The 25,550-nt window shown below is 72.9% G+C and carries 24 protein-coding genes and 4 tRNA genes; 16 read left to right on the top strand and 12 right to left on the bottom strand.

What is annotated here, in order from left to right; all coding sequences use genetic code 11:
• Positions 1–102 precede the first annotated feature (102 nt).
• Positions 103–2,334 (bottom strand): NADP-dependent isocitrate dehydrogenase, encoded by a 2,232-nt coding sequence (locus ABZ493_RS07800; protein WP_430581600.1) that lies wholly within the window; start codon positions 2,332–2,334, stop codon positions 103–105.
• A gap of 168 nt (positions 2,335–2,502) precedes the next feature.
• Here ABZ493_RS07800 and ABZ493_RS07795 point away from each other — a divergent pair, with 168 nt between their 5' ends.
• Positions 2,503–4,026, top strand: a complete 1,524-nt coding sequence (locus ABZ493_RS07795; protein WP_430581599.1) for an RNB domain-containing ribonuclease — start codon at positions 2,503–2,505, stop codon at positions 4,024–4,026.
• Positions 4,027–4,059: 33 nt separating this feature from the next.
• On the opposite strand, the gene ABZ493_RS07790 is transcribed toward ABZ493_RS07795, so the two are convergent.
• A complete protein-coding gene (locus ABZ493_RS07790) occupies positions 4,060–4,497 on the bottom strand; it encodes a nuclear transport factor 2 family protein (RefSeq protein WP_430581598.1) in 438 nt (145 codons plus the stop codon).
• A 302-nt stretch (positions 4,498–4,799) separates the two neighbouring features.
• Here ABZ493_RS07790 and ABZ493_RS07785 point away from each other — a divergent pair, with 302 nt between their 5' ends.
• From ABZ493_RS07785 to purM, 10 genes are all read left to right on the top strand, one after another.
• Complete coding sequence (locus ABZ493_RS07785) at positions 4,800–6,548, top strand: ABC transporter substrate-binding protein (RefSeq protein ID WP_430581597.1); 1,749 nt, start codon at positions 4,800–4,802, stop codon at positions 6,546–6,548.
• A gap of 130 nt (positions 6,549–6,678) precedes the next feature.
• Positions 6,679–7,671: an ABC transporter permease gene (locus ABZ493_RS07780; RefSeq protein WP_430581596.1), complete on the top strand. Its 993-nt coding sequence runs from the start codon at positions 6,679–6,681 to the stop codon at positions 7,669–7,671.
• On the top strand, positions 7,664–8,689 hold the full coding sequence (locus ABZ493_RS07775) for an ABC transporter permease (RefSeq protein WP_430581595.1): 1,026 nt from the start codon (positions 7,664–7,666) through the stop codon (positions 8,687–8,689). The genes ABZ493_RS07780 and ABZ493_RS07775 overlap by 8 nt, the downstream gene beginning before the upstream one ends.
• The gene (locus ABZ493_RS07770) at positions 8,686–9,606 is read left to right on the top strand and encodes an ABC transporter ATP-binding protein (protein WP_430581594.1); all 921 of its coding nucleotides are present in this window, start codon (positions 8,686–8,688) and stop codon (positions 9,604–9,606) included. The genes ABZ493_RS07775 and ABZ493_RS07770 overlap by 4 nt, the downstream gene beginning before the upstream one ends.
• Positions 9,603–10,430, top strand: coding sequence for an ATP-binding cassette domain-containing protein (locus ABZ493_RS07765; protein WP_430581593.1), 828 nt, complete (start codon positions 9,603–9,605; stop codon positions 10,428–10,430). The genes ABZ493_RS07770 and ABZ493_RS07765 overlap by 4 nt, the downstream gene beginning before the upstream one ends.
• A 283-nt stretch (positions 10,431–10,713) precedes the next feature.
• Positions 10,714–11,088 carry a sterol carrier family protein gene (locus ABZ493_RS07760; protein ID WP_430556428.1) on the top strand — a complete coding sequence of 125 codons (375 nt, stop codon included), beginning with the start codon at positions 10,714–10,716 and terminating at the stop codon, positions 11,086–11,088.
• A gap of 276 nt (positions 11,089–11,364) precedes the next feature.
• A complete protein-coding gene (locus ABZ493_RS07755; protein WP_430581592.1) occupies positions 11,365–14,175 on the top strand; it encodes an ExeM/NucH family extracellular endonuclease in 2,811 nt (936 codons plus the stop codon).
• Between the two features lie 43 nt (positions 14,176–14,218).
• The gene (locus ABZ493_RS07750; RefSeq protein ID WP_430581591.1) at positions 14,219–14,620 is read left to right on the top strand and encodes a hypothetical protein; all 402 of its coding nucleotides are present in this window, start codon (positions 14,219–14,221) and stop codon (positions 14,618–14,620) included.
• Between the two features lie 48 nt (positions 14,621–14,668).
• The gene (gene purF, locus ABZ493_RS07745) at positions 14,669–16,216 is read left to right on the top strand and encodes an amidophosphoribosyltransferase (protein ID WP_430581590.1); all 1,548 of its coding nucleotides are present in this window, start codon (positions 14,669–14,671) and stop codon (positions 16,214–16,216) included.
• A 73-nt stretch (positions 16,217–16,289) separates the two neighbouring features.
• Entirely contained in the window at positions 16,290–17,396 is a 1,107-nt protein-coding gene (gene purM / locus ABZ493_RS07740; protein WP_430581589.1) for a phosphoribosylformylglycinamidine cyclo-ligase, read from the top strand.
• A 132-nt stretch (positions 17,397–17,528) separates the two neighbouring features.
• On the opposite strand, the gene ABZ493_RS07735 is transcribed toward purM, so the two are convergent.
• Positions 17,529–17,729: a DUF3073 domain-containing protein gene (locus ABZ493_RS07735; protein WP_430581588.1), complete on the bottom strand. Its 201-nt coding sequence runs from the start codon at positions 17,727–17,729 to the stop codon at positions 17,529–17,531.
• A 397-nt stretch (positions 17,730–18,126) separates the two neighbouring features.
• On the opposite strand from ABZ493_RS07735, the gene ABZ493_RS07730 reads away from it, so the two are divergent.
• Entirely contained in the window at positions 18,127–18,333 is a 207-nt protein-coding gene (locus ABZ493_RS07730) for a BldC family transcriptional regulator (protein WP_079575713.1), read from the top strand.
• Positions 18,334–18,374: 41 nt separating this feature from the next.
• On the opposite strand, the gene ABZ493_RS07725 is transcribed toward ABZ493_RS07730, so the two are convergent.
• The 5 genes from ABZ493_RS07725 to ABZ493_RS07705 all read right to left on the bottom strand — a co-directional run bounded on the left by ABZ493_RS07725 (position 18,375) and on the right by ABZ493_RS07705 (position 19,663).
• A complete protein-coding gene (locus ABZ493_RS07725) occupies positions 18,375–18,692 on the bottom strand; it encodes a DUF3618 domain-containing protein (protein WP_430581587.1) in 318 nt (105 codons plus the stop codon).
• The gene (locus ABZ493_RS07720) at positions 18,689–19,105 is read right to left on the bottom strand and encodes a phage holin family protein (protein ID WP_430581586.1); all 417 of its coding nucleotides are present in this window, start codon (positions 19,103–19,105) and stop codon (positions 18,689–18,691) included. Before ABZ493_RS07720 ends, ABZ493_RS07725 begins: the two co-directional genes overlap by 4 nt.
• Positions 19,106–19,240: 135 nt before the next feature.
• Positions 19,241–19,316: transfer RNA gene (locus ABZ493_RS07715), tRNA-Phe, on the bottom strand.
• A 51-nt stretch (positions 19,317–19,367) separates the two neighbouring features.
• Positions 19,368–19,441: transfer RNA gene (locus tag ABZ493_RS07710), tRNA-Asp, on the bottom strand.
• A gap of 149 nt (positions 19,442–19,590) precedes the next feature.
• Positions 19,591–19,663: transfer RNA gene (locus ABZ493_RS07705), tRNA-Glu, on the bottom strand.
• Positions 19,664–19,731: 68 nt separating this feature from the next.
• On the opposite strand from ABZ493_RS07705, the gene ABZ493_RS07700 reads away from it, so the two are divergent.
• Complete coding sequence (locus ABZ493_RS07700; RefSeq protein WP_430581585.1) at positions 19,732–20,094, top strand: metallopeptidase family protein; 363 nt, start codon at positions 19,732–19,734, stop codon at positions 20,092–20,094.
• Positions 20,095–20,127: 33 nt separating this feature from the next.
• On the opposite strand, the gene ABZ493_RS07695 is transcribed toward ABZ493_RS07700, so the two are convergent.
• Complete coding sequence (locus ABZ493_RS07695; RefSeq protein ID WP_430581584.1) at positions 20,128–21,357, bottom strand: M15 family metallopeptidase; 1,230 nt, start codon at positions 21,355–21,357, stop codon at positions 20,128–20,130.
• A 273-nt stretch (positions 21,358–21,630) separates the two neighbouring features.
• Between ABZ493_RS07695 and ABZ493_RS07690 the strand changes: the two genes are divergently transcribed.
• Positions 21,631–22,206: an antibiotic biosynthesis monooxygenase gene (locus tag ABZ493_RS07690; RefSeq protein ID WP_430581583.1), complete on the top strand. Its 576-nt coding sequence runs from the start codon at positions 21,631–21,633 to the stop codon at positions 22,204–22,206.
• 21 nt (positions 22,207–22,227) lie between these two features.
• Here the strand turns inward: ABZ493_RS07690 and ABZ493_RS07685 are convergent, their stop codons facing one another.
• Positions 22,228–22,983: a glycerophosphodiester phosphodiesterase family protein gene (locus tag ABZ493_RS07685; protein ID WP_430581582.1), complete on the bottom strand. Its 756-nt coding sequence runs from the start codon at positions 22,981–22,983 to the stop codon at positions 22,228–22,230.
• A gap of 1 nt (position 22,984) precedes the next feature.
• Positions 22,985–23,057: transfer RNA gene (locus ABZ493_RS07680), tRNA-Lys, on the bottom strand.
• A 272-nt stretch (positions 23,058–23,329) separates the two neighbouring features.
• On the opposite strand from ABZ493_RS07680, the gene ABZ493_RS07675 reads away from it, so the two are divergent.
• Both ABZ493_RS07675 and ABZ493_RS07670 read left to right on the top strand, forming a co-directional pair.
• Complete coding sequence (locus tag ABZ493_RS07675; protein WP_429765986.1) at positions 23,330–23,614, top strand: iron-sulfur cluster biosynthesis family protein; 285 nt, start codon at positions 23,330–23,332, stop codon at positions 23,612–23,614.
• A gap of 198 nt (positions 23,615–23,812) precedes the next feature.
• Positions 23,813–24,628 (top strand): DUF1206 domain-containing protein, encoded by an 816-nt coding sequence (locus tag ABZ493_RS07670; protein WP_430581581.1) that lies wholly within the window; start codon positions 23,813–23,815, stop codon positions 24,626–24,628.
• 21 nt (positions 24,629–24,649) lie between these two features.
• Here ABZ493_RS07670 and ABZ493_RS07665 read toward each other — a convergent pair whose 3' ends face one another.
• Positions 24,650–25,396, bottom strand: a complete 747-nt coding sequence (locus tag ABZ493_RS07665; RefSeq protein ID WP_430581580.1) for a M50 family metallopeptidase — start codon at positions 25,394–25,396, stop codon at positions 24,650–24,652.
• Positions 25,397–25,550 lie beyond the last annotated feature (154 nt).

Genomic DNA, 25,550 nt, shown 5'->3' with positions numbered 1-25,550 from the left:
AGAGAAGGCGAACCCGCGAGATAGAGAAGCCCGGACGGGCCGCAGCCGGTGCGGCCCCTCCGGGCTTCTCTATCTCGCGGGTTCGCCTTCTCTATCTCGGCGTCAGAGGGCCTCGAGCGCCGTGTTGAAGGTGGCGGACGGGCGCATCACCGCGGCGGCCTTGGCGGCGTCGGGGCGGTAGTAGCCGCCGACGTCGGCCGGCGAGCCCTGCACGCCGACGAGCTCGGCGACGATCGTCTGCTCCTGCTCGGCGAGCGACGCGGCGAGCGGGCCGAACGCGGCCGCCAGGGCGGCGTCGTCGGACTGCGCGGCGAGCTCCTGCGCCCAGTAGAGGGCGAGGTAGAAGTGCGAGCCGCGGTTGTCGATGCCGCCGACGCGGCGCGTCGGGGACTTGTCCTGGTCGAGGAACGTGCCCGTGGCGCGGTCGAGGGTGTCCGCGAGCACCTGGGCGCGCGCGTTGCCGGTGACCGTGGCGAGGTGCTCGAACGACGCGGCCAGCGCGAAGAACTCGCCGAGGGAGTCCCAGCGCAGGTAGTTCTCCGCGAGCAGCTGCTGCACGTGCTTCGGGGCGGAGCCGCCGGCGCCGGTCTCGAAGAGGCCGCCGCCGTTCATGAGCGGCACGACCGACAGCATCTTGGCCGACGTCCCCAGCTCGAGGATGGGGAACAGGTCGGTGTTGTAGTCGCGCAGCACGTTGCCGGTCACCGAGATGGTGTCCAGGCCCTGGCGGATGCGCGCGAGCGAGAACGCCGTCGCCTCGGCCGGCGCCATCACGTGGATGTCGAGGCCGTCGGTGTCGTGGTCGCCCAGGTACTCCTCGACCTTGGCGATGAGCTGCGCGTCGTGGCCGCGCTGCGCGTCGAGCCAGAACACGGCGGGGGAGCCGGTGGCGCGGGCGCGGTTGACGGCGAGCTTGACCCAGTCGCGGATCGCGACGTCCTTGGTGGTGCAGGCGCGCCAGATGTCGCCGGCCTGGACGTCGTGGCTCAGCAGCACGTCGCCGGCCGCGTTCACGACCTCGACGGTGCCGTCGGCGGAGATCTCGAACGTCTTGTCGTGCGAGCCGTACTCCTCGGCCTTCTTGGCCATGAGGCCCACGTTGGGCACGGAGCCCATGGTGGCCGGGTCGAGGGCGCCGTTCGCGCGGCAGTCGTCGATGACGGTCTGGTAGACGCCGGCGTACGACGAGTCGGGGATGACGGCGAGGGTGTCGTGCTCCTTGCCGTCCGGGCCCCACATGTGGCCGCCGCCGCGGATCATCGCGGGCATGGACGCGTCGATGATGACGTCGGACGGCACGTGCAGGTTCGTGATGCCGCGGTCGGAGTCGACCATCGCGAGCGCCGGGCCGTCGGCCAGGCCCTGCTCGACGGCGGCGCGGATCTCGGCGCCGTGGGGCAGCGTGTCGACCGTGGACAGCAGGTAGCCGAGGCCGTCGTTGGGGGAGATGCCCGCGGCCTTGAGCTCGTCGCCGTACTTCTCGAACAGGGCGGGGAAGAACGCCTTCACGACGTGGCCGAAGATGATCGGGTCGGAGACCTTCATCATCGTGGCCTTGAGGTGCGCGGAGAACAGCACGCCCTCCGCCTTGGCGCGGGCGACCTGCTCGGCGAGGAAGGTGTTCAGCGCGGCGACGGACATGAACGTCGCGTCGACGACCTCGCCGGCCTCGACCTTGAGGCCGTCCTTGAGGACGGTCGTGCCGGCCGGGGTGACGAGGCGGATCGTCAGGGTGTCGTCGGCGGGGACGACGACGGACTTCTCGTGGGAGAAGAAGTCGCCGGAGCCCATCGTCGCGACGTTCGTCCTCGAGTCGGCCGACCAGGCGCCCATGCGGTGCGGGTGCGCCTTGGCGTAGTTCTTCACCGAGGCGGGGGCGCGGCGGTCCGAGTTGCCCTCGCGCAGCACCGGGTTCACGGCCGAGCCCTTGACCTTGTCGTACCGGGCGCGCACGTCCTTCTCGGCGTCGGTCTGCGGGTCCTCGGGGTAGCTCGGGACGTCGTAGCCCTGGGCCTGCAGCTCGGCGACGGCGGCCTTGAGCTGCGGCACGGAGGCCGAGATGTTCGGCAGCTTGATGATGTTGGCGGCGGGGGTGGTGGCCAGCTCGCCCAGCTCGGCGAGCGCGTCGCCGATGCGCTGGTCGTCGGTGAGCCGCTCCGGGAACTGGGCCAGGATGCGGCCGGCGAGGGAGATGTCGCGCGTCTCGAGCGTGACCCCGGCCTGCGCGGCGTACGCCTCGACGATCGGGAGGAACGAGTACGTCGCGAGCAGCGGCGCCTCGTCGGTGTGCGTGTAGATGATCGTGGCGGCCTCGGGCCGGGACTCGGTGGTCATGCGGCGTTGCTCCCTAGGCAGGGCAGTGGTGGACGAGAGATTGTTTGACATCAAGATATCTGGCCGCGGCGGAGCCTGTCGAAAACGTGCGGCACGCACTCACGTGCCGTGCCTCACGGTCCGGGCCCTCGCCGCGCGTCCCGGGTCGTGCGCCGTTACCGTCGAGCCGTGCCGACGCGTCAGCTCCATCTCGCCCAGGCGGGCCCGGCCGAGGTCGCCGACGCCCTCGCCGCGCTCCGCGCCGAGGTCGGCCTGCCCGCCATGTTCCCCGCCGAGGTCCGCGAGGAGGCGGAGCGGTCCGCCTCGGACGGCGGGTCCGCCCTCGGCGGCAAGGGCAAGGGCAAGGGCCGTGCCGAGCAGGGCCGCCAGGACCGCCGCGACGTCGAGTTCGTGACCATCGACCCGCCCGGCTCGATGGACCTCGACCAGGCGGTGCACGTCGCGTCGTCGGGCCGCGGCTACATCGTCCGGTACGCCATCGCCGACGTCGCCGCGTTCGTGCGGCCGGGCGGTCCGCTCGACGCCGAGACGCACCGGCGCGGCACGACCGTCTACGGGCCGGACGTGCGCACCCCGCTGCACCCGCCCGTCCTGTCCGAGGGCGCCGCGAGCCTGCTGCCCGACGAGGACCGGCCCGCCGTCCTGTGGACGATCGGGCTGGACGCGGACGGCGAGATCACCAGCAGCTCGGTGACCCGCGCGACCGTGCGGTCGCGCGCCCGCCTCACCTACGGCGAGGTCCAGGGGCAGCTCGACGCCGGGACGGCGTCGGACTCCCTCTCCCTGCTGGCGGACGTCGGGCGCCTGCGCCAGGAGCGCGAGCGCGACCGCGGCGGGGTGTCGCTCGAGGTCCCCGAGCAGGAGATCGTGCCCGGGGCGGACGGGTCGTTCGCGCTCGAGCTGCGCCGTAACCTCCCGGTCGAGGGCTGGAACGCGCAGATCTCGCTCCTCACGGGCATCGCCGCGGCGGCCATGATGCGCGAGGCGGGCGTGGGCCTGCTGCGCACCCTGCCCCCGGCGGACGACCGGGACGTGGCGCGCCTGCGCCGCACGGCCGGTGCGCTGGGCATCGACTGGCCCGACGAGGTCTCGTACGCCCAGCTCGTCCCGACGCTGGAGTCCCGTCGTCCCGCCCACGCGGCCTTCCTCGCCGAGGCGACGTCGCTCTTCCGCGGCGCGGGCTACCTGGCGTTCGGCGTGCCCGGGCCCGACGGCGGACCGCCGGTCGCGCTGCCGGCGGACGCGCGGCACGCGGCGATCGCGGCCGAGTACGCCCACGTGACGGCGCCGCTGCGCCGGCTCGCCGACCGGTACGCGACCGAGGTGTGCCTCGCGCACGCGGCGGGCAAGGAGCCGCCCGCCTGGGTGACCGAGGCGCTCCCCACCCTGCCCGAGACGATGGAGGCGGCCTCGCGCACGGCGGGCGCGTTCGAGCGCGGCTGTGTGGACGTCGTCGAGGCGGCGCTGCTCGCCGGACGCGAGGGGCAGGCCTTCGGCGGCGTCGTCGTCGACGTGCGCGGCGACGGCGAGGACGGCACGGCGGACGGCCCGCAGCGCGGGGAGATCATGCTCGAGGCGCCGGCCGTGCGGGCACGCATCGAGGGCGTCGGGCTGCCGCTGGGCGAGCGGGTCCGCGCGACGTTGGCCGAGGCGTCGGTGCCCGACCGGCGGGTGCTCTTCACGCTGGGCTGACGAGGCTGCCGGGCGGGCCTGGCTCTCCCCGGGTCAGGGCTCGAGGTCGACGGCCGCGGCTCCGGTGCGCACGTCCACGGGGACGGACACCTGGTCGTGCGCGACCAGCCAGCGCTCACCGTCGCGACGCAGGCCGAACGTCCCGCGGACCCACGTCCCGGGCACGGGCGTGCCGTCGGCGAGGGTGCCGCCGAGCCGGCCGAGGGCGTGCCCGAAGGCGACGTGCTCGTCGACGGTCAGGGCGAGGTCGCGCAGCTCGTAGTCGACGGTCGCGAAGGCGTCGAACACCTGCACCCAGTTCCGCAGCTTGGCATCGATCCCGACGTGCCGCAGCGGGGGCTCGACGTCGAACGAGACGACGTCGGGTGCGTAGATCTCGCGCACCGCGTCGAGGTCCTTGGCGCGCAGGGCGCCGACGAGCGACCCCAGCAGCTGCCGGATCGCGTGCTCGTGGTCGTGGGTCGCGGTCATGGTCGCTCCTCGGTCGGGGTCGGGGGTCAGGGGCCAGGGGGCAGGGGGCTCGGTCGAGGCGAGGTTCTGGCCTCACCCCGACCGACGACGGCGGGCGCGCAGACGTGACGGTGCGCCCTGCCGCGGCCGGCTCCGTCCTCGCGCAGCCCGGCTCGCAGGAGCCCCAGGTGACGTTTTGATAACACTCCTGCCTTATAACGATTCAAGGTCTAGCGCCGCCCCTGCGACTATTCGTTAAGGTCCCTTCCCTAAGCGTGAGCGATCGCGGCGTGAGGGTGCGCTGCCGACTGGAAGGACCAACGATGATCCGAGGGAAGATCCGCGGACGGTGGCTCGCAGCCGCCGCCGCCCTGACCACCGTGACCCTCCTGGCCGCCGGGTGCTCCGGTTCGGCCGAGGGCGACGACGGTGGCGACGGCACCAGCGCCCCCGCGGCCGAGGGGCAGGCCACCGACCAGGAGCTCGTGATCTGGGCGGGCTCCCAGACCCCGATCACGCCCAACTTCAACCCCTACGCGGTGGGCGTGCTGCACCTCGCCAACGGCGGCATCTACGAGTCGCTGTTCGCGTACAACAAGCTCCAGGACGTGGACCCCACGCCGATGCTCGCCGAGTCGTTCGAGTGGAACGAGGACGGCACCGAGCTCACGGTGAAGCTCCGCAGCGGGGTGCAGTGGAACGACGGCCAGCCGTTCACCGCGGACGACGTCGTGTACTCGTTCACGAACGACACCGCCAAGCCCGTCTACCTCAAGGACGCGGTCGCGCAGGACGAGTCCACCGTGGTGTTCTCCTTCGACGAGCCGGCGTTCGCGAACGAGTTCGCGATCCTCGGCAGCACGTACATCGTGCCGAAGCACGTGTTCTCCGAGCACGAGAAGGACGCCGGCGAGGACGCCGAGGGCAACGCGCTCACCGGGCTCGTGGCGTGGGACAACGCGGAGTCCCCGGTCGGCACCGGGCCGTACATGCTCGACACGGCGTCCAACGCCGCGTACACCGCGAAGGCCAACCCGGACTACTGGGGCGGGGCGCCGAAGGTCGCCTCCCTGCGCTACGTCGGCATCGACGCCAACCAGTCCGCGGAGGACCTGCTCACCACCGGGCAGATCGACTGGACCACGATGTTCGTGCCGGATCCCGAGCGGATCACCTCGACCGGCGGCTTCGGGTACGTCAACACGCCCGTCGACCCCGTCGTGCTGTACACGTGCTCCAACACCGACCTGGGTTGCGAGGGCGCCCAGACGGACGTCGCCGTCCGCCAGGCGCTCGACGCCGCCATCGACCGCTCCGCGATCACCGAGAAGGCGTTCGTCGGGCTCGCCAAGCCGATCTCGCCGACGTTCGCCCTGCTCGGCCGCGACGACAAGTGGATCGCGGACGGCATGCCGAAGGAGTCGCCGCAGAGCGCCGACGTCGCGGCCGCCGGGAAGATCCTCGAGGAGGCCGGCTACACCAAGGACGCCGACGGCTTCTACGGCAAGGACGGCAAGCCGATCGACCTGACGCTGACCTCCGTCGACGGCTGGTCGGACTTCAACAACGCCGCCAAGCTCATCGAGGAGCAGGCCAAGGCCGCGGGGCTCAAGGTCACCGCCTCCACGATCTCCTGGAACGAGTTCGCCGACGCGCGCGTCTCCGGCGAGTTCGAGCTGATCATGGGCGGCGTCGTCGGCACCTCGCTGGCCGACCCGTTCCAGATCTACCGCGAGTGGTTCACCGGCGACTACACCCAGAAGGTCGGCACCGCGCTCGAGCCGGGCGAGTGGAACATCTCCCGCTACGACGACGACGAGGTGAACGCCGCCGTCGAGGCCGCGTCCCACACGAACGACGAGGCCGCCAAGAAGGAGGCCTACGCCACCGTCCAGGAGCACATCGTCGAGGACCTGCCGTACATCCCGATCGTCGTGAACGGCACGCAGACGTTCTTCAACACGACGAAGTTCGCCGGCTGGCCCACGGAGGACGACATGTACATGTTCCCGCCGTCGTGGCAGGGCCCGTCCTCGGGCGTCATCCTCGGCAAGCTCGGCGGCGCCCAGTAGCGCGCTCCCGGCCCGGTGACCGGCGGGCTCCTCAGCCCGCCGGTCACCCGCACGACCCGCACCACGACGCAGTGACGCACCGAGCGAGGAGGAGCCGCATGCCCGCGACACCGAAGGGCGGCCCGACCCCATGAAGTTCTACGCCAGGCGGATCGCCTTCTACGCGGTGACCCTGTGGGCCGCGATCTCGCTGAACTTCTTCATCCCGCGCATGCTGCCGGGCGACCCGTTCTCGATCCTCATGGCGAAGCTGCAGCGCGCCGGAGGCATCCCGGCGGGTACCGAGAACAGCATCCGGCTCCTCCTCGGTGCGGCCGAGGACCAGTCCCTGTGGGAGCAGTACGTCACGTACTGGAAGAACGTCCTCACCGGGAACCTGGGCGTCTCGGTGACGAACTTCCCGACGCCGGTGACCGAGCTCATCGGCGACGCGATCCCGTGGACCCTCGGCCTCGTCGGCACGGCGACGGTCATCTCGTTCGTCCTCGGGATCGGGCTGGGCGCGCTCGCCGGCTGGAAGCGCGGCACCTGGGTGGACAGCCTCGTGCCGAGCACCACCATGCTGCAGTCGCTGCCCTACTTCTGGGTGGCCCTCGTGCTCATCTTCGTGTTCGCCGTGAGCCTCCAGTGGTTCCCCATCATCGGCGCGTACGACGTCTTCCACTTCAACGGACCGGAGTGGAGCTGGGCCTTCGTCGGCTCGGTACTCTACCACGCGTTCCTCCCGGCCGTCACGATCGTCATCTCGTCGGTCGGCGGCTGGCTGCTCGGGATGCGCAACATGATGGTCTCCACGCTGTCGGAGGACTACGTCACGACCGCCGAGGCCAAGGGCCTGCGCCCGCGCCGCGTGTTCACCACCTACGCGATGCGCAACGCCGCGCTGCCGTCCCTCGCCGGGTTCGGCGTCTCCCTCGGGTTCGTCGTGGCCGGCTCCCTCGTCATGGAGCAGGTCTTCACGTACCCGGGCGTGGGCAAGCTCATGATCACGGCGGTGCGCAACAACGACTACGCGCTGATGCAGGGCGTCTTCCTCGTCATCACGCTCGCGGTCCTGGCGGCGCTGTTCCTCATGGACCTCATCTACGGCTTCCTGGACCCGAGGACGCGCCACAATGACTGACACCGAGACCACCGCACCCGCCACCACGCCGGACACCACGCCGGCCACCGCTCCCACGCCGCCGGGCAAGAGGTCCGGCGTGCGACAGATGCTGCCCTCCATGTCGGGCAAGCTCCTCGCCGGGCTCATCCTCATCGGCGGGATCGTGCTGTTCGCGATCGTGGGCCCCTTCGTCACGCAGGACCCCCGCAGCTCCGCCAACGACCCGCTGCTGCCGCCGCAGCCCGGCCACTGGCTCGGCACGACCAGCCTCGGCTACGACGTGCTCGCCCAGCTCGCCGAAGGAGCCCGCGGCTCCCTGGTCGTCGGCGTGACCGCAGGCCTCGTCGCGATCGTCCTCGCGCTGCTCTTCGGCGTCGTCGCCGGGTACCTGCGCGGCTGGACCGACGAGTTCCTCTCGCTGGTCACCGGCATCATGCTCGTCATCCCCGGCCTGCCGCTGATGATCGTCGTCGCCAGCTACCTGCAGGTGCGCAGCCTGTGGGTCGTCGCGCTCATCCTGGGCGTCACGGCCTTCGCGGGCCCCGCCGTCGTGCTGCGGTCCCAGGCCCGGTCGCTGCGGGTGCGCGACTACGTCTCCGCGGCCCGTGTCGCCGGGGAGAAGACGCCGCGCATCATCGGGGTCGAGGTGCTGCCCAACCTGCTGCCGCTGCTGGCGTCCCAGTTCCTCTTCGCGATCGTGCTCGCCATCCTGGGCGAGGCCGGCCTGTCCTACCTGGGCCTCGGGCCCAACGGGTCGATCACCTGGGGCACGATGCTCAACGAGGCGCAGGGCGGCGGAGCGCTGACCCGCGGCGCCTGGTGGTGGTTCGTTCCCCCGGGCCTGATGATCGCCCTGTTCGGTACCGGGCTCTCCCTCGTCAACTTCGCCATCGACGAGATCGTCAACCCCAAGCTGCGGCTCGCGCCCGCCGCCGCCAAGAGCGTCCGCGAGGCGCGCAAGGCGGGCAAGGACAAGCTCGGCCGCCGAGCCGCGACGGAGACCGTCGCCGCCGAGAAGGAGAGGGTCGACGCATGACCGCCACCACCACCGGCCCCCTGTCGTCGCCGACGCACGACGACCACGTGGCCCGCCTCGAGCCGGTCCTCACCGCCCGGCACGTGTCCATCGAGTACGAGGTGGACCCGCCCGTCCGCGCCGTGGACGACGTCTCCCTCACGCTGCACCGCGGCGAGATCCTCGGGCTCGCCGGCGAGTCGGGGTGCGGCAAGACGACGCTCGCCTACGGCCTCAACCGGCTCCTCAAGCCCCCGGCCATCCTCCGCTCCGGCGAGGTGACGTTCCACGACGCGAACGGCACCGACATCGACGTCGTCAGCCTCACCGGCGACGCGCTGCGTGCCTTCCGCTGGGACAAGGTGTCCATGGTGTTCCAGGGGGCGATGAACTCGCTCAACCCGGTGATCAGCGTGCGCAAGCAGCTCGGCGACGTCCTCACCACCCACAGGCCGCAGATGGGCACGAAGGAGCGCGCCGCGCGTTCCGCCGAGCTCCTCGAGCTCGTGGGGGTCGACCCGACGCGCCTCGACAGCTTCGCCCACGAGCTGTCCGGCGGCATGCGCCAGCGCGTCATGATCGCCATGGCGATGGCGCTCAACCCGCAGGTCATGATCATGGACGAACCGACCACCGCGCTCGACGTCGTCGTCCAGCGCGGCATCCTGCGCGAGATCATGCGGCTGCGCGAGCGGTTCAACTTCGCCGTCGTGTTCATCACGCACGACCTGCCCCTCCTGCTCGAGATCAGCGACCGGATCGCCGTCATGCGCGCCGGCCGGATCGTCGAGCTCGACACGTCGGAGTCCATCTACGCGCGGGCCCAGCACCCGTACACGCGGCAGCTCCTGGACTCGTTCCCGAGCCTCACGGGCGACCGTGGCTCGTTCGTCCGCACCGGCGTCACGCGTGACGCCGCCGAGGAGGAGGCGTCATGAGCAGCCTCGAGGTCCGCAACCTCCTCAAGGAGTTCAAGGTCCGCAGCGGGCTGCGCAGCGGCACCCTGCGTGCCGTGAACGACGTGTCGTTCACGCTCGAGCCCGGCAGGACCCTCGCTCTCGTCGGCGAGTCCGGGTCCGGCAAGTCGACCGTGGCCAAGATGATCTCCCAGCTCGAGACCCCGACGAGCGGCGAGATCCTGCTCGACGGCAGGCCCATCGGGCGCCGCGGCCGCGCGCTGTCGAGCTACCGCCACCAGGTGCAGATGGTCTTCCAGGACCCGTTCGCGTCGCTCAACCCGTACCACACGGTGGCGCACCACCTGGAGCGCCCGTTGAAGCTGCACGGTGTCGCGAGCGGAGACGCCCTCGAGCCCGCGGTCCACGACCTGCTGGAGCGCGTCAACCTCACACCGGCCGAGCTCTACGCGGTCAAGCGGCCGCACGAGATGTCCGGCGGCCAGCGGCAGCGGGTCGCCATCGCCCGCGCCCTCGCACCCGGCGCGAGGTTCCTCGTCGCCGACGAGCCCGTCTCGATGCTCGACGTCTCCATCCGGCTCGGGGTGCTCAACCTGCTCGCCCGGCTGCAGCGCGAGGAGAACCTCGGCGTCCTGTACATCACCCACGACCTCGCCACGGCGCGGCACTTCAGCGACGAGATCATCGTGATGTTCCGGGGGGACATCGTGGAACGGGGGCCGTCCGACGAGGTCATCCTCAACCCGCAGCACGAGTACACGAAGACGCTGCTCGCCGCCGCCCCCGAGCCGTCACGTCACGGGCGCCTGCGGGAGGAGGTCCGGGCGGAGCTCGCTGCTTCCTGACGGTTCGCTCCTGAGCTCACGGTCGCGAGGGGCGGGCATTCCTTCGCGCGGACGCGTTCACGGGCGCCAGGGCGCCCTCCACTTCGGGAGGGATACGTCCGCGCGAAGGAACTCCCGCCCCTCGCCCGTCCTTCGGCTCGCCGTGTGCGTGGCGAGCGCGCTCGTCACCGAGCGCTCGTCCTGCCCGACGCGGGGTGAGCCGGCGGACCGACCCGGACCACTTGCGGTGGGGCGCGCGGAACGACGCCGTCGGACGGTGGGTGGCGAGGCTTAAGGTGCTGGCGTGCCTGCGCGACGACGGACCGAACCTGCTGCCGGACGGGCGGCCGTGGCCGCGTGGCTGGGCGGCGACACCTCGCGACCCGTCGTGACGACGGCGGTGCGGTTCACGCTGGAGGAGCTGGCCGACGTCGCGCCCGGGAACTCGGTCGAGGTGCGCGTGCCGCCCGCCGGGGCCGTGCAGGCCGTGGCCGGGCCGCGGCACACGCGCGGGACGCCGCCCAACGTGGTGGAGACCGACGTCGAGACCTGGCTCGCGCTCGCCACCGGCCGGCTCTCGTGGGCCGACGCCGTCGCGTCCGGGCGGGTGAGCGCGTCGGGGGAGCGGGCCGACCTGTCCGCACTGCTGCCGCTGCAGGCCGCGCGTCCGCGCCCCTGAGCCGCGCGAGGTAGTCCGGACCCCCGCGAGGTAGTGCCGAACCCCGCGAGGTAGTGCTGATCCTCGCGAGGTAGTACATGAGGCGCCGAGGTAGTAGCGGAGCCCGCGGGGCGGCCGGAGAGCGCGCGGGTGTCGGCCGGTTCCGCTACGTTCGGCGCACCGAGCAGGCACGCATCCTGACGGCCGGACGACGACGTCCGGTGACGTGGGGTTCAACACCGGTTCACGCGGGTCTGCTGAGGTGACGTCACCCACGTCCGCCGCGAAGGAGCCACCGTGAGCCCCACCCGTCCCTCCCGCCGTCGAGCACCGCTCGCGGCCGCCACCGCGGCCGCGCTCGTCCTGCCCGTCGGCGTCGCCCTGGCCGTCCCTGCGACGGCCGTCGTCTCGCCCGAGGTCCCCGTCGTCATCGACGAGGTGTACGGGGGCGGCGGCAACAGCGGGGCCGCGTTCAACCAGGACTTCGTCGAGCTGTACAACCCGACGGACCAGCCGGTGTCCCTCCAGGGCTGGTCGGTGCAGTACGCGTCCGCCGCGGGCACCTGGGCCAACGGCTCCCAGACGAACCTCTCGGGGGAGATTCCCGCGGGCGGGTCGTTCCTCGTCGCGCAGGCGCTGGGCTCCAACACCTCGCTGCCCGCGCTGCCGACGCCCGACGTCACCGGGACGATCGCGATGTCCGGCACGGGCGCGAAGGTGGCGCTGGTGCGCTCGACCGACCGCCTGGCGTGCGCCGGCGCCGACTGCGCTGCGGCCGAGGCCGTCGTCGACCTCGTCGGCTGGGGCGCGAGCGCCAGCGCCTTCGCCGGGTCGGGGCCCGCGCCGGCGACGACGAACGCGACGTCGGTCGCTCGCCGCGACCACGCGCACACCGCCGACAACGCCGCGGACTTCGCCGTCGGGGCGCCGACGCCGACCGCGAGCGGCACCGACCCGGGCACCGACCCCGGTCCGGGGCAGGACGCGAGCATCGCGGAGATCCAGGGCACCGGCGCGACGTCGCCGCTGGCCGGGACGACCGTGACGACCACCGGCGTCGTGACCGCCACCTACCCCACGGGCGGCTTCGACGGCCTGTACCTCCAGACGGCGGGCACCGGCGGCGACCCCGCCGCCGACGCGACGCCCGGCGCCTCCGACGCCGTCTTCGTGTACTCCCGCGCCGCGGCGGACGCGCTCGAGATCGGCGACCACGTCGAGGTCACCGGCGAGGTCTCCGAGCACTTCGGCCTCACCGAGGTCGCCGCCGACTCCTGGACCGCGCTGGACGAGCCCGGCGCCGTCGAGCCGCTGGCCACCACCTGGCCCGCGACCGACGCCGAGCGTGAGGCGCTCGAGGGCATGCTGCTCGCCCCGCAGGGCGACTTCACGGTCACGGACAACTACGACACGAACTTCTACGGCACGATCGGGCTCGCCGCGGGCGACTCGCCGCTGCTGCAGCCGACGACGGCCGGCCGCCCCGGCTCGGTCGAGGCCAAGCAGCAGGCCGAGGACAACGCCGCGCGCGCCGTCCTGCTGGACGACGGCTCGTCGGCCAACTACAGCTCGGCCGCCAGCTCCGGGCAGCCCCTGCCGTGGCTCACGGGCGGCGACCCCGTACGGGTCGGCGCCGCCGTCACGTTCACGCGGCCCGTCGTCCTCGACTACCGCTACGACGCCTGGGGCCTGCAGCCGCAGCACCGGCTCACGCCCGACGTGGCCGCCGACGTGCAGCCCGCGACGTTCGAGGACACGCGCGAGGCGTCGCCGCAGGACGTCGGCGGCACGCTGCAGGTGGGCACCTTCAACGTGCTCAACTACTTCACCACCACGGGCGACCAGCTCGACGGGTGCACGTACTACACGGACCGCGCGGGCGACCCGGTCACGGTGCGCGGCGGCTGCGACGCCCGCGGCGCGGCCGAGGCGGAGGACCTCGAGCGGCAGCAGACCAAGATCGTCGCCGCGATCTCAGCCCTCGGTGCCGACGTCGTCGGGCTCGAGGAGATCGAGAACTCCGCCGCGTTCGGCAAGGACCGCGACCAGGCGCTGTCCGACCTGGTCGACGCGCTCAACGCGCACGACGGCGCGGGCACCTGGGCGTTCGTCGCCTCGCCGGCGGACCTGCCCGCGAGCGAGGACGTCATCCGCACGGCGTTCGTCTACCGCACCGCGGGCGCCGAGCCCGTCGGGACCTCGCGGATCCGCGACGACCCGGAGGCGTTCGGCAACGCGCGCCAGCCGCTGGCGCAGGTGTTCCAGCCGGCCGGCGGCGTCGACGCCGACCCGGGCGACGACGTCGTGGTGATCACCAACCACTTCAAGTCGAAGGGGTCGGCGGGCCCGTGGCCCGGGGACGAGGACACGGGCGACGGCCAGGGCGCCTCCAACGAGTCGCGTGTGCGGCAGGCGACCGCGCTGGTCGCCTTCGCCGACGACGTCGCCGCGGACGCCGGGACCGACGCCGTGCTGCTCGTGGGCGACCTCAACTCTTACGAGCAGGAGGACCCGATCATGGTCCTCACCGACGCCGCCTACACGGACCTCGGGCCCACCACGGGCGAGTACACGTACGCGTTCGACAGCGCGGTCGGCTCCCTCGACCACGCCCTCGCCTCGTCGGGCCTGATCGACCGGGTGGCGGGCACCGACATCTGGAACATCAACGCGTACGAGCCGGTGGCGAACGAGTACAGCCGCTACAACTACAACGCGACGATCCTGTACGACGAGACGCCGTTCCGGTCGTCCGACCACGACCCGCTGCTGGTCGGGCTCGACCTCGTGCCGGCGGCCCCCGCCTGGGACGCGAAGGCCACGTACGGCAAGGGCGACCGGGTCGCCTTCGAGGGCGGGCTCTTCGAGGCGCTGTGGTGGTCGCGCGGCGACCGCCCCGGGGCCTCGGCGTACGGGCCGTGGGCCGAGGTCGGGGCCCCGGTCGTGACGCCGGCGGGGACCTTCCCCGCGTGGACCGACACCTGGGTGTACGGCAAGGGCGACGTCGTCGTGCACGACGGGCACCGCTGGCAGGCGCAGTGGTACTCCCGGCACGACGAGCCCGGTTCGACGCCGTGGGGCCCCTGGAAGGACCTGGGAGCCGCCTGACTGGGCCGCCGTCGGGTGCCGGCGGGTGGCTTAGGCTCGAGGGGTGAACAGCTCGACCCCCGACCAGGACGCCCCGGCACCCGACGGCGCCACGCCGCACGCCCCGGAGGCGCCGGCGGAGACCGTCGAACCCGCCGTCGGCGGCACTTCCGACACCCGGACGGACGACGTCGAGGAGCCGCAGGACGTGACGCTGCTGGTCGACCCCGAGCGGGTGCGCCGCGCCCCCAAGTACCCGGTGTTCCTGTGGGTGGGCGCGCTGGTCGGCGCCGTCGTCGGGCTGATCTTCTCCACCTGGCTCATCGACGCGTCCGGTGCCTCCGAGAGCCTGATGAAGCCCGGCGTCTACGTGTCGGTGATGATCCTCGGCGGCATCGCCGTCGGCCTCGGCGTCGGCGGACTGATCGCGGTCGTCTCCGACCGGCGGAGCCTGCGCCGCCGCTGAGGCGTCCGGGCAGGTCGACGCACCGGGGCCCTGTGGGATACTCGCACCATGCCCTTGCGCCCTGACGGCCGCCTGAACCATGACCTCATGCCCGGCGAGAAGGGACCCCAGGACGCGTGCGGCGTCTTCGGGGTCTGGGCCCCCGGCGAGGAGGTCGCGAAGCTCGCCTACTTCGGCCTGTACGCCCTGCAGCACCGCGGACAGGAGTCCGCCGGTATCGCCACCAGCAACGGTGAGCAGATCCTCGTCTACAAGGACATGGGCCTCGTGTCCCAGGTCTTCGACGAGACGGCGCTCGACGCCCTCACCGGCCACCTGGCGGTGGGCCACTGCCGGTATTCCACCACCGGCGGCGTGACCTGGGAGAACGCCCAGCCGACGCTCGGCGCGACCGCGGGCGGCACCGTCGCCCTCGGGCACAACGGCAACCTCACCAACTCTGCCGAGCTCGTGAACCTCGTGGCGGAGCGCTACGGCGCCCAGCGGCGCGGCGAGCTCGCGCGCGGCAACACCACCGACACGGCGCTCATCACGGCCCTGCTCGCGGGCGACGCCGACCACACGCTCGCGCAGACCGCGCTCGAGGTGCTGCCGAAGCTGCGGGGTGCGTTCTCCCTCGTCTTCATGGACGAGGGCACCCTCTACGCCGCCCGTGACCCGCAGGGCGTGCGCCCGCTGGTCCTGGGCCGCCTGCAGCGCGGCTGGGTGGTCGCGTCGGAGACGCCGGCCCTCGACATCGTCGGCGCGTCGTACGTGCGCGACGTCGAGCCGGGCGAGCTGATCACGATCGACGCCGACGGCCTGCGCTCCGAGAAGTTCGCCGAGCCCGAGCGCGCGGGCTGCGTCTTCGAGTACGTCTACCTCGCCCGCCCCGACAACACGATCAACGGCCGCTCGGTGCACGCAGCGCGCGTCGAGATGGGCCGCACGCTCGCCCGGGAGCACCCGGTCGAGGCGGACCTCGTCATCCCGACGCCGGAGTCCGGCACGCCGGCGGCCGTCGGGTACGCCGCGGAGTCGGGCATCCCGTTCGGGCAGGGCCTCACCAAGAACGCCTACGTGGGCCGAACGTTCATCCAGCCGTCCGACACGCTGCGCCAGCTCGGCATCCGCCTCAAGCTCAACCCGCTCAAGGAAGTGATCCGCGGCAAGCGCCTCGTCGTCGTCGACGACTCGATCGTGCGCGGCAACACGCAGCGGGCCCTGATCCGCATGCTCCGCGAGGCGGGCGCGGCCGAGGTGCACGTGCGCATCTCGTCCCCGCCGGTGAAGTGGCCGTGCTTCTACGGCATCGACTTCGCGTCGCGGGCCGAGCTCATCGCCAACGGCCTCAGCCCGGACGAGATCGGCCAGTCCCTGGGCGCCGACTCCCTCGGCTACATCTCCACCGAGGGCATGATCGCCGCCACGGAGCAGCCGGCGTCCCAGCTGTGCGCCGCCTGCTTCACGGGCAAGTACCCGATCGAGCTCCCCACCGCCGACCAGCTCGGCAAGCACCTGCTGGAGCAGGCCGAGCTGCCGCTCGGCGCCCCCGAGGACGGGCTCCGCACGGTCTCCGTGGGGGCCGGCGGCGGCACCGCGCTCGACCACCCCTGAGCGACGGCCGACCCCGCCTGACAGCCGACCGACACAGCCGACCGACACACAGCCGACGAACGGTGAGCCCCACGTGACGAACGAACCCCTGACCTACGCCGCGGCCGGCGTCGACACCGAGGCCGGCGACAAGGCCGTCGAGCTGATGAAGGACGCCGTGCGCCGCACGCACGGGCCCGCCGTCCTCGGCGGCGTGGGCGGCTTCGCGGGGCTCTTCGACCTCTCGGCGATCCGCGAGTACCGCAAGCCGCTGCTCGCGACGTCGACCGACGGCGTCGGCACCAAGGTCGCGATCGCGCAGGCGCTCGACAAGCACGACACGATCGGCTTCGACCTCGTCGGCATGGTCGTGGACGACATCGTCGTGGTCGGCGCCGAGCCGCTGTTCATGACCGACTACATCGCCACCGGCAAGGTCGTCCCCGAGCGCGTGGCCGACATCGTGCGCGGCATCGCGCAGGCCTGCGAGGTGGCCGGCACGGCCCTCGTCGGCGGCGAGACGGCCGAGCACCCTGGCCTCCTGGCGCCGGACGAGTACGACGTCGCGGGCGCGGCCACGGGCATCGTCGAGGCGGACGCGGTGCTCGGCCCGGAGCGGGTGCGCGCCGGCGACGTGCTCGTCGCGATGGGCTCGAGCGGCCTGCACTCCAACGGCTACTCGCTGGTGCGCGCCGTCGTGAAGCACGCGGGCTGGTCGCTGGACCGCCACGTCGAGGAGTTCGGCCGCACCCTCGGGGAGGAGCTGCTGGAGCCCACGCGCGTGTACGCGCGCGACGTCCTCGCGCTCGCCGAGGACCCGGCCGCCCAGGTGCATGCGGTCACGCACGTGACGGGAGGCGGCCTCGCGGCGAACCTCGCGCGCGTGCTGCCCGCCGGCACGGTGGCGACCGTGGACCGCGCCTCGTGGGAGGTCCCCGCGGTCTTCCGCACCGTGCGCGAGCTCGGGTCCGTGCCGCGGCGCGACCTGGAGAACACCCTGAACCTCGGCGTCGGCATGGTGGCGGTCGTCGGCGCGGACGGCGTCGACGCGGCCCTGGCGACGCTCGCGGCGCGCGGGGTGCCGGCGTGGGTGCTGGGCACGGTCGAGGACCTGGACCCGGCGGCGCCGGCCGAGGACCTGGTCGCCGGGACCAAGGGTGTGCAGGGCGGCGCGGTCCGCCTCACCGGCGACTACCGCTGACGTCCCGCGCGGGGGAGCGGGACCTCCCCCGCGCACGACCTCGCGCATGGCGAAGGGCCGGACGGCTGCTGCCGTCCGGCCCTTCGCGCGCGGCGTCGGGACCCGTAGGTCACGGGGTCCGGCGCCAGGGGCTCAGCGCTCGTCGCCCCAGGAGTTGTATCGGTTGTCGTACTCGTCGTCCGGGGAGGAACGGTCCTCCGTGGCGACATCCGTTCGACTGCCCTCGCTGCCCTTGAGCTCCCGCTCGAGCGCGTGGTAGTTCGTCTCGGGGCTGTAATACTTCAGCTCGCGAGCGACCTTAGTCTGCTTTGCCTTCTGACGGCCGCGGCCCATGGCTGAGACCCCCTCAACGTAGGAGCGGGGCTTGCGCCGTCCGTGACGGCGGCCCCGTGCGTAAGTAGTCTGTTCAGACCCCAACGGTACATGCTCGCGCGCCATTCCCTCCACTCCGCGACACGTGCCGTGCGCATCGACGGACGTCGGAGCGGGTGATCCTGCCCGGATCGTGTCTCACGTCACGAGACCGATCGGTGCGCGGAGCGGTCGGGAGGGATCCGCGGTGGTGCCAGATCGGGCGCACGGGTACGAGTCTGGCCATGCAGGACGATCCGGACGATTTCATCCGGCTCCCAAGTCGCCTCAATCCCGCTTTCTGCACACAATGGATGAGCGAGACCGTGTCCGCACACCGGGCGCCGCCCGGGCCGGTCCGTACCAGGAGGTGCAGGGGATGTCGCTCCACGGAGACTCCGAGGTTCTGCTGACGCCTGCCGAGGTGGCCAGCCTGTTCCGCGTCGACCCGAAGACCGTGACCCGCTGGGCGAAGGCGGGGAAGCTCTCGTCGATCCGCACGCTCGGTGGTCACCGCCGCTACAAGGAGTCGGAGGTGCGCGCGCTGCTCGGCGCCGCCTCCGAGGAGGCGACGCCGGACAAGTAGGGCCGCACTCAGGCGCGGCGCCGCTCGAGCGCGGGGGGCGCTCAGTGGCGCCGCGCGCGCACGACGACGATCACGACCAGCGCGAGGCCCGCCGCCGCGGCGCCGAGGAGCACCTGGGCGTTGCGCTTGCGCCGCGGGTCGGTCGCGGGCAACCCGCCGCCGGTGACGAACGCGCCGGCGTCGCCGGCCGCCTGCTTCGTCGCCCGCGCGAACTGGTTCGCCTGGTACTTCGGCGACAGGCGCGTCGCGAGCTGGTCGAGGGTCGCGCTGAGCTCTGCGCGGGTGCGGGCCACCTCGTCCTCGAGCTCGCGGGTGGTGGGCACCGGGGCCTTGTTCTCGGGCGTCGTGGGCTCGGTCACCGGCGCACCCCCTTCTTGATCGTCTCCACGTCCTCCTTGACCCGGTCGATCGTCTCGGGCCGGCGGGCCGCCTTCTTGAGCTGGCCCACGGCGATCGCGACGGCGAGGCCCGCGACGAGCAGCATGGCCACCCCGACGACGAGCGCGGAGAGCCACAGCGGCCAGACCTCGTCGAGGCCGATGATGCCGGCCCAGATGAGCACCCCCACCGCATACAGCACGATGACCAGCGCCGCGGCGACGAGCCCGATCCCGATGCCGGAACGCTTCGCCTTCTCGGTCATCTCGGCCTTGGCGAGCGCCACCTCCGCGCGCACGAGCCGCGTCGTCTGTTCCGACAGCTGCTCCACGAGCCGCCCCATGGAGGGTGTCTGCTCGGCGGGCGGCGTGCGCCCGTCGTCCCAGTCCGTCATCGGCTGCTCCGATCCTGCGTGAGGTCCTGCGTGTGGTGATCGTCCGTGCGGTCCCACTCAACCCGTCCCTGCTGGTCCAGGCAATTCCTGGCGGAAAACGACGAGACCCCCACGCCGAGGGCGTGGGGGTCTCGATGGTGGCTCCGACCGGCGTCGATCCGGTGACCTTTCGATTTTCAGTCGAACGCTCTACCAACTGAGCTACAGAGCCTTGGACACGAACGCCCGGGCGCCGTTGCCGACGAACCGGGCGCATCATGCGCGACCCTGACGGGACTTGAACCCGCGACCTCCGCCGTGACAGGGCGGCGCGCTAACCAACTGCGCTACAGGGCCAAGGTGAGGAGTGGACTCCCACCGAGGAAGCTCGTTTCGAGCCGAGAAGAAGCGTACCCCATGCTCGCCGGGATCTTGAAATCGGATCCTGACCAGCGCGGATGCGCCGTTTCGCAGGGCTTCCGGCGGTGCCGGCATCCCTACGGACGTACCCCCAACGGGATTCGAACCCGTGCTACCGCCGTGAAAGGGCGGGGTCCTAGGCCGCTAGACGATGGGGGCTGGACCCGGCAAGCATACCCAGCCGCCGGGGACGGTCCGTGCCCGTCCGTGCCCGTCCGTGGGCGAGGATGGGAAGCGTGGTGGAGATGACGCGCGAGGAGTTCGAGGACGCCGTCCGCGACGGCCTGGACCAGGTGCCGGCCGACCTGGCGGCGATGATGGACAACGTCGTCGTCCTCGTGGAGGACGACGCCCCCGCCGACGACCCCGAGCTCCTCGGGCTGTACGAGGGCGTGCCGCTGACCGAGCGCGGGCAGTTCTGGGCCGCGGGCTCGCTGCCCGACCGGATCACGGTCTACCGCAATCCCACCCTCGCCATATGCGACACGCGTGACGACGTCGTCGAGGAGGTCGCCGTCACCGTGGTGCACGAGATCGCCCACCACTTCGGCATCGACGACGAGCGCCTGCACGAGCTCGGCTGGGCCTGACCCGCCGCCGACCCGCCCGCTGCCGGGCAGGGCTCAGAGCGAGCGGTACTCCCAGTGCCAGGCCTCCGGCTTGCGCCCGTCGGCCTGCGCCCAGTCGGGGTTGTACCACCCGAACTTCGCGGCGTTCTCGACCAGCCACTGGTGCTGGGCGCTCGACCGCTCCTCGACGCCGCCGTTGATGTCGACGGCGATGCCCCAGCCGTGGTCCGAGTAGCCGGGCACGGCGGCGAGGTAGCCGCGGCTCGCCTTGACCGACACCTGCGACTCGTAGGAGCGGTAGGAGTCACGGATCTGCAGGTGCTCGCCGAAGCGTGCCCGGTAGGCGGCGTCGAGGCGCTCGAGCTGCTCGGCCGCGTCGCGACGCAGGGACTCGCCCGACGCGAAGGACAGCCCCTCGAGGTCCGCGGACGCGAGGCGGCCGTTCTCGTACCCGTCGGTGTCGTCCGCGAACTTCTTGAGGGAGTCGGCGGCCTTGCGGGCTGCCGCGGCCTGCGCGTCGAGGACCTCGGCGGGCGTCGCGGGAGCGGGCGTGATGTTGATCGTGCTCGTGTCGGTCTTCTCGACGAGGGCGGTGAGGTCCTCGGTCGCGTCGGCGACGTCGGCCGCGTCCTGCGCACGGACGTCGAGCGCGGTGCGCTCGCCGGCGCGTGACGCCGCCGCGTCGCCGGTGCGGTCGGAGACGACCTCGCGCAGGTGCGCGGCGCTCTTCGCGACGGCCTTGCGCTGCTTGGCCGGCACGCCGAGCGACTCGGTCGTCACCTGGTCCGCGCGGGCGAGAGCCTGCTGGGCGGCGGCGAGCGCCTCGTCGCCGGACGGGGCGGCGCTCTTCGCGGTGTCCTTCGACGAGGCCTGCTCGGCGTCGCCCTTCGCCGTGCCTGCGGTCTCCGAGCCGACGGCGCCCGACGTCGCGCCCGCGGCGCCGGACAGCGCGGGCCGCACGATCGCCGTCGTGGCCGAGGCGGTCGGGGAGACGGTGCCGAACGTGCCGGCCTCGATGGTGCCCACCGAGGACGAGCCCGCGTCGGTCGACGCCGCGGTCCGCGTCTCCCCGGAGGCCGTGGAGTTGCCGGTGAGGACCACCCCGGTCGTCAGCGCCATCACGGTGAGCGCGACGGGGACGCCGGCGCGCACGGTGCGGCGCCCGAGGCGCGGCGTCGTGGGACGGCTGGCGGACTCGTCGGCGCGGACGTCGGCGCGGCGTTGCCGGGTCGGGTGGTGGATGTCGCGGCGCCGGGGCAGCGGCGCAGGGGCGTGCTCGGTCACGTGGGGAAGTCCTCGGGGTAGGGAAGGCGGGGAGCTCGAACCTCTCGGGAGCTCGCACCGGTCGGAAGCTCATTCCATCTTCAACCGTTTCACCGGGTGCTCCGGGCCAACGAGGGGACCAGACGACACGAATCCCGTGCGGGGGGTAGGGACGAGATGTGAAGGCCGGGACATCCCGGTGATCCTCGCCGGGGCGCCCGGATCGTGGGACGCGTCGTCCCGCTGGGCCGTGGTCGAGGGGTGCGACGCCTGGCCGCGCCTCAGGATGCTCGGATGACTTCCGCACCCGTGACCGTCGCGATCCACCGCGCCGTCAGCACCGACCGCGTCCCCGAGGTCACCGCCTGGGTGCAGTCCGGCGTCCGGCTCGCGAACCGTTGGGACGGCTTCCTCGGCTCGGGCTGGATCCGCGCCTCGGAGGGCGGCGCCGACTGGATCATGCTCTACCGGTTCGCCGACGCCGCCCGCCTCGAGGCGTGGGAGGAGTCGCCGGAGCGCCGGCGCTGGCTCGCCGCCGGGGAGGGCCTCGTCGAGGAGCGCCGGGTGGAGAAGCGCACCGGCATCGAGGGCTGGTTCGACCCGCCGGTGCGCCAGGACGAGCCCGCCGGGCCCCCGCTGCTGGCGGCGCCGCCCCGCTGGAAGCAGTCGGTGGCCATCTGGCTCGGCTTCTTCCCCGTGAACCTCGCCTTCACCGTCCTGGTCGGGTGGCTCGTGCCGCCCTTCGCCGAGCTGCACGTGGTGCTGCGGGTGCTGGTCTCGACGCTGGTGCTCACGCCGATCATGTCGTTCTGGGTGCTGCCGTGGGTGACCGGTCGCCTCTCGGGCTGGCTGCACGCGCCACGCCGCTGAGGCGCGCCGGAGGCCGGCGGGTCAGCCCCTGGCCGGTGGCGCGGAGGAGAGCCAGTCGCGCAGGGCTGCAGGCCGGTCGGTGATGATGCCGTCCACGCCCGCGTCGACGAGCGCCTGCCAGGTGGGCTCGTCGTTCGCCGTCCAGCCGAAGACCTGCCGCCCCGCGGCGTGCGCGCTCGGGACGAGCTTCGGATCGGCGGCGACCAGCGCCACCCCGGGGCTGACGGCGGCCGCGTCGAGCTCGGCGAGGAGCGCGTGCAGGTCGTCGCGCGGCTGCTCCACCAGCAGGGAGCGCGGCACCTGCGGCGCGACGTCGCGCAGGGCCGCGACCGTCGCCGGGTCGAAGCCCTGCACCACGAGGCGGCCGTCGAGCCCCGGGTCGTCCAGCACGCGCATCGCCACGGCGACGTCCTCGGCGGACCAGCGGCCCTTGTACTCGCAGAGGATGCCGAGGCCGGGGTGTCGCGCGACGACGTCCAGCACCTCCGCCAGCGTGGGGATGCGCTGCCCGGCGGACTCCGGGCCGAACCATGCGCCGGCGTCGAGCGCCTGCAGCTCGTCCCGGGTGAGGCCGCGCACCTCGCCGGTGCCGTCGGTCGTGGCGTCGACCGTCCGGTCGTGGATCACCATCGGGACGCCGTCGGCGCTGAGGTGGACGTCGAGCTCGACCATCGCGGCCCCCACCTGCCCGGCGAGGTCGAACGCGGCCAGCGTGTTCTGCGGTGCGTCCGCGGACGCCCCGCGGTGGGCGACGACGGCGGGGCAAGGGGTATCCACGTGGGCCCCCAGGGGCTCGAACCCTGAACCCGCGGATTAAAAGTCCGCTGCTCTGCCAGTTGAGCTAGAGGCCCGCCGCCGTCCGCCCGAGAGGTCGGTCGCCGGCTGCGGACAGCGTACGCGGGGCCGCGGGCGTCGCGTACGCGTGTGACCTGGGACACGGTCGGAACGACGCCCGAAAGATCACGATCCGGTCACGGAGGGCAACCTATCGACGCGACGGGACGGCTGTCACGCGGGGTCTCACCCACCGGGAGATCTCGTCCCGATCGCGTCTCATCGTTGCGTCGGGCCCCAGGTCCTGTTTCGGTGGACGGGTTCGCAAGGACCGACGAGAGGAGCGTCCATGCTCACCGTGACCGACAACGCCCGTACCGCCGTCCAGGACCTCGCCCAGCAGGCGGGGGTGCCCGACGAGGGCGGGCTGCGGATCGCGCAGTCCGCCGGCCAGCCCGGCAACTTCGAGCTCGCGCTCGTCCCGGCGCCCCAGCCCGACGACCAGGTCGTCGACGAGGAGGGAGCCACGCACGTGTTCGTCGAGGCGCAGGCCGCTCCGGCCCTCGACACCCTGACCCTCGACACCGACCCTGCCGCGCAGGGTCCCGGGTTCGTGCTCACGCCGCAGGCGTGACGTCCGGGCGGGGACGCGGCGCGCCCCGAGGGCGCACCGCGTCCCCGCCTGACCGGTCCTCCGACGGCCGGGCACGGAGATCGTTCCGTGCCCGGCCGTCGTCGTGTCCGGGGGCGTCGGCCGGGCCGGCGTGCGATGAGGGCTCGGGTGCGCCATGGTGTGGTGCCGCGACCCCCGCGGCACCGATGGAGGTGACCCGTGCCCGACCCCGCCCGCGCCGTCCGACGCTCCTCGCGCAGCGCGAACGACAGCACCGCCCTGCAGACCCTCGCCCGCGCCGGCTACGTCGCGTCCGGCGTGCTGCACCTGCTCCTGGGCTGGCTGGCCGTGCGCCTGGCCTTCGGCTCCTCGGGGGGAAGTGCCGACCAGCAGGGCGCGCTGCGCGAGCTGGCCTCGGCGCCGGGCGGCGCCGTGCTCCTGTGGCTGACGGCGGCGGGCTTCGCGGGCCTGGCCCTGTGGCAGCTCACCGAGGCGGTGGCGGGCGTGCCGGGGACGGACGCCGCGAAGCAGGCCGGCGCCCGGGCCAAGGCCGCGGCGAAGGCCGTCCTGTACGGGGTGCTCGCGGGCACCGCGGTGCGGGTCGCGACCGGGTCGTCCGGCGGGGGCTCGGAGGAGGGGCTCACGGCCGACCTCATGCGCGCCCCTGCGGGCCGGTGGCTCGTCGCGGTGGTCGGCGCCGTGATCGTCGGTGTCGGCGTCTTCCACGTCGTCAAGGGCTGGCGGAAGTCGTTCCGCGACGACCTGCGCGCGACCGGGGGCGGCGCCGTCGGGCAGGCGGTCGTGCGGCTCGGTCAGGTCGGCTACGTCGCCAAGGGGATCGCGCTCGGGGTGCTCGGTGGCCTCTTCGTGGCGGCCGCCGTCACGGCCGACCCCGAGAAGGCGGGCGGCCTGGACGACGCGCTGCGCACGATCAGGGAGCAGCCGTTCGGCGCGGTGCTGCTCGTGGCGACGGGCCTGGGCATCGCGGCCTACGGCGTCTACTCGTTCGCCCGCGCCCGGTACGCGCGCCTCTGACGCGCCGGTCGGGCCCGGCCGTCAGGCCGCCGGCTCCACGATCCACGTCGCGCCGAGCAGCAGGCAGCCGACGGTGACGAGCAGGAAGACCGCGACCCACAGGATGCCGGTCGTGCGGGTCAGCGCCGCGAGCTGGTCGGCGTCGGACCGCCGCGCCCGGCCCCGGGTCCGCTGCGCCTGGAGCTCGAGCACGGGGCGCACGGACCCGATCAGGAGGAACCACGTCACCGCGTAGGCGACGGTCGCCTGCGCGGCGGGCTCGAGCCACCACGAGACGGCGACGAGGGCGGCGCCGGAGACGAGGATCGACCACAGTCCGAACCAGTTGCGGATCTTCAGCAGCAGGAGGGCCAGCAGCAGAACGAGCAGCCACAGCAGCCCCACCGCGTAGCCGTGCCGCAGCAGCCAGGCGGCGCCGAGGCCGGTCAGACCGGGGCCGACGTACCCGGCGAACGCGGTGACGATCATCCCGAAGCCGCGCGGCCGGCCCGCGGACACCGTCAGGCCGGAGGTGTCGGAGTGCAGCCGGATGGCGTCCAGGCGTCGCCCGGTGAGCATGGCGGCGACGGCGTGCGCGCCCTCGTGCGCGATCGTCACGACGTGCCGTGCCACCCGCCACACGGGGGTGACCAGCACGACGGCGAGCGCGGCGAGGCCCGCGGCCAGCACCACCGTCTGCGCCGGCGGCGGCACGGGGGTGGTGGCGGCCGTCCAGATCTGGGTCAGCACGTCGCCGACGGTCGCGAGGAAGTCGTCCACGGCGGCCATTCCACCATGTGCCCCTGGGAGCCCTTCCAGCTGCGCGCCCACCGCGGCAGTTTCCGTCCGGCGCGGCAGTTCGAGCTGCCGCCGCGAGCACGAACTGCCGCGCCGAGCGGCGGCGGACGGCTGCGTGCCTGTCGACCCGGGCTCCTGTCGTGAG

Source organism: Isoptericola sp. NPDC019482, assembly GCF_040632295.1.
Taxonomy (GTDB): domain Bacteria; phylum Actinomycetota; class Actinomycetes; order Actinomycetales; family Cellulomonadaceae; genus Isoptericola.
The sequence above is the reverse complement of the archived record's forward strand: the minus strand, read 5'-3'. Positions and strand labels throughout refer to the sequence as shown.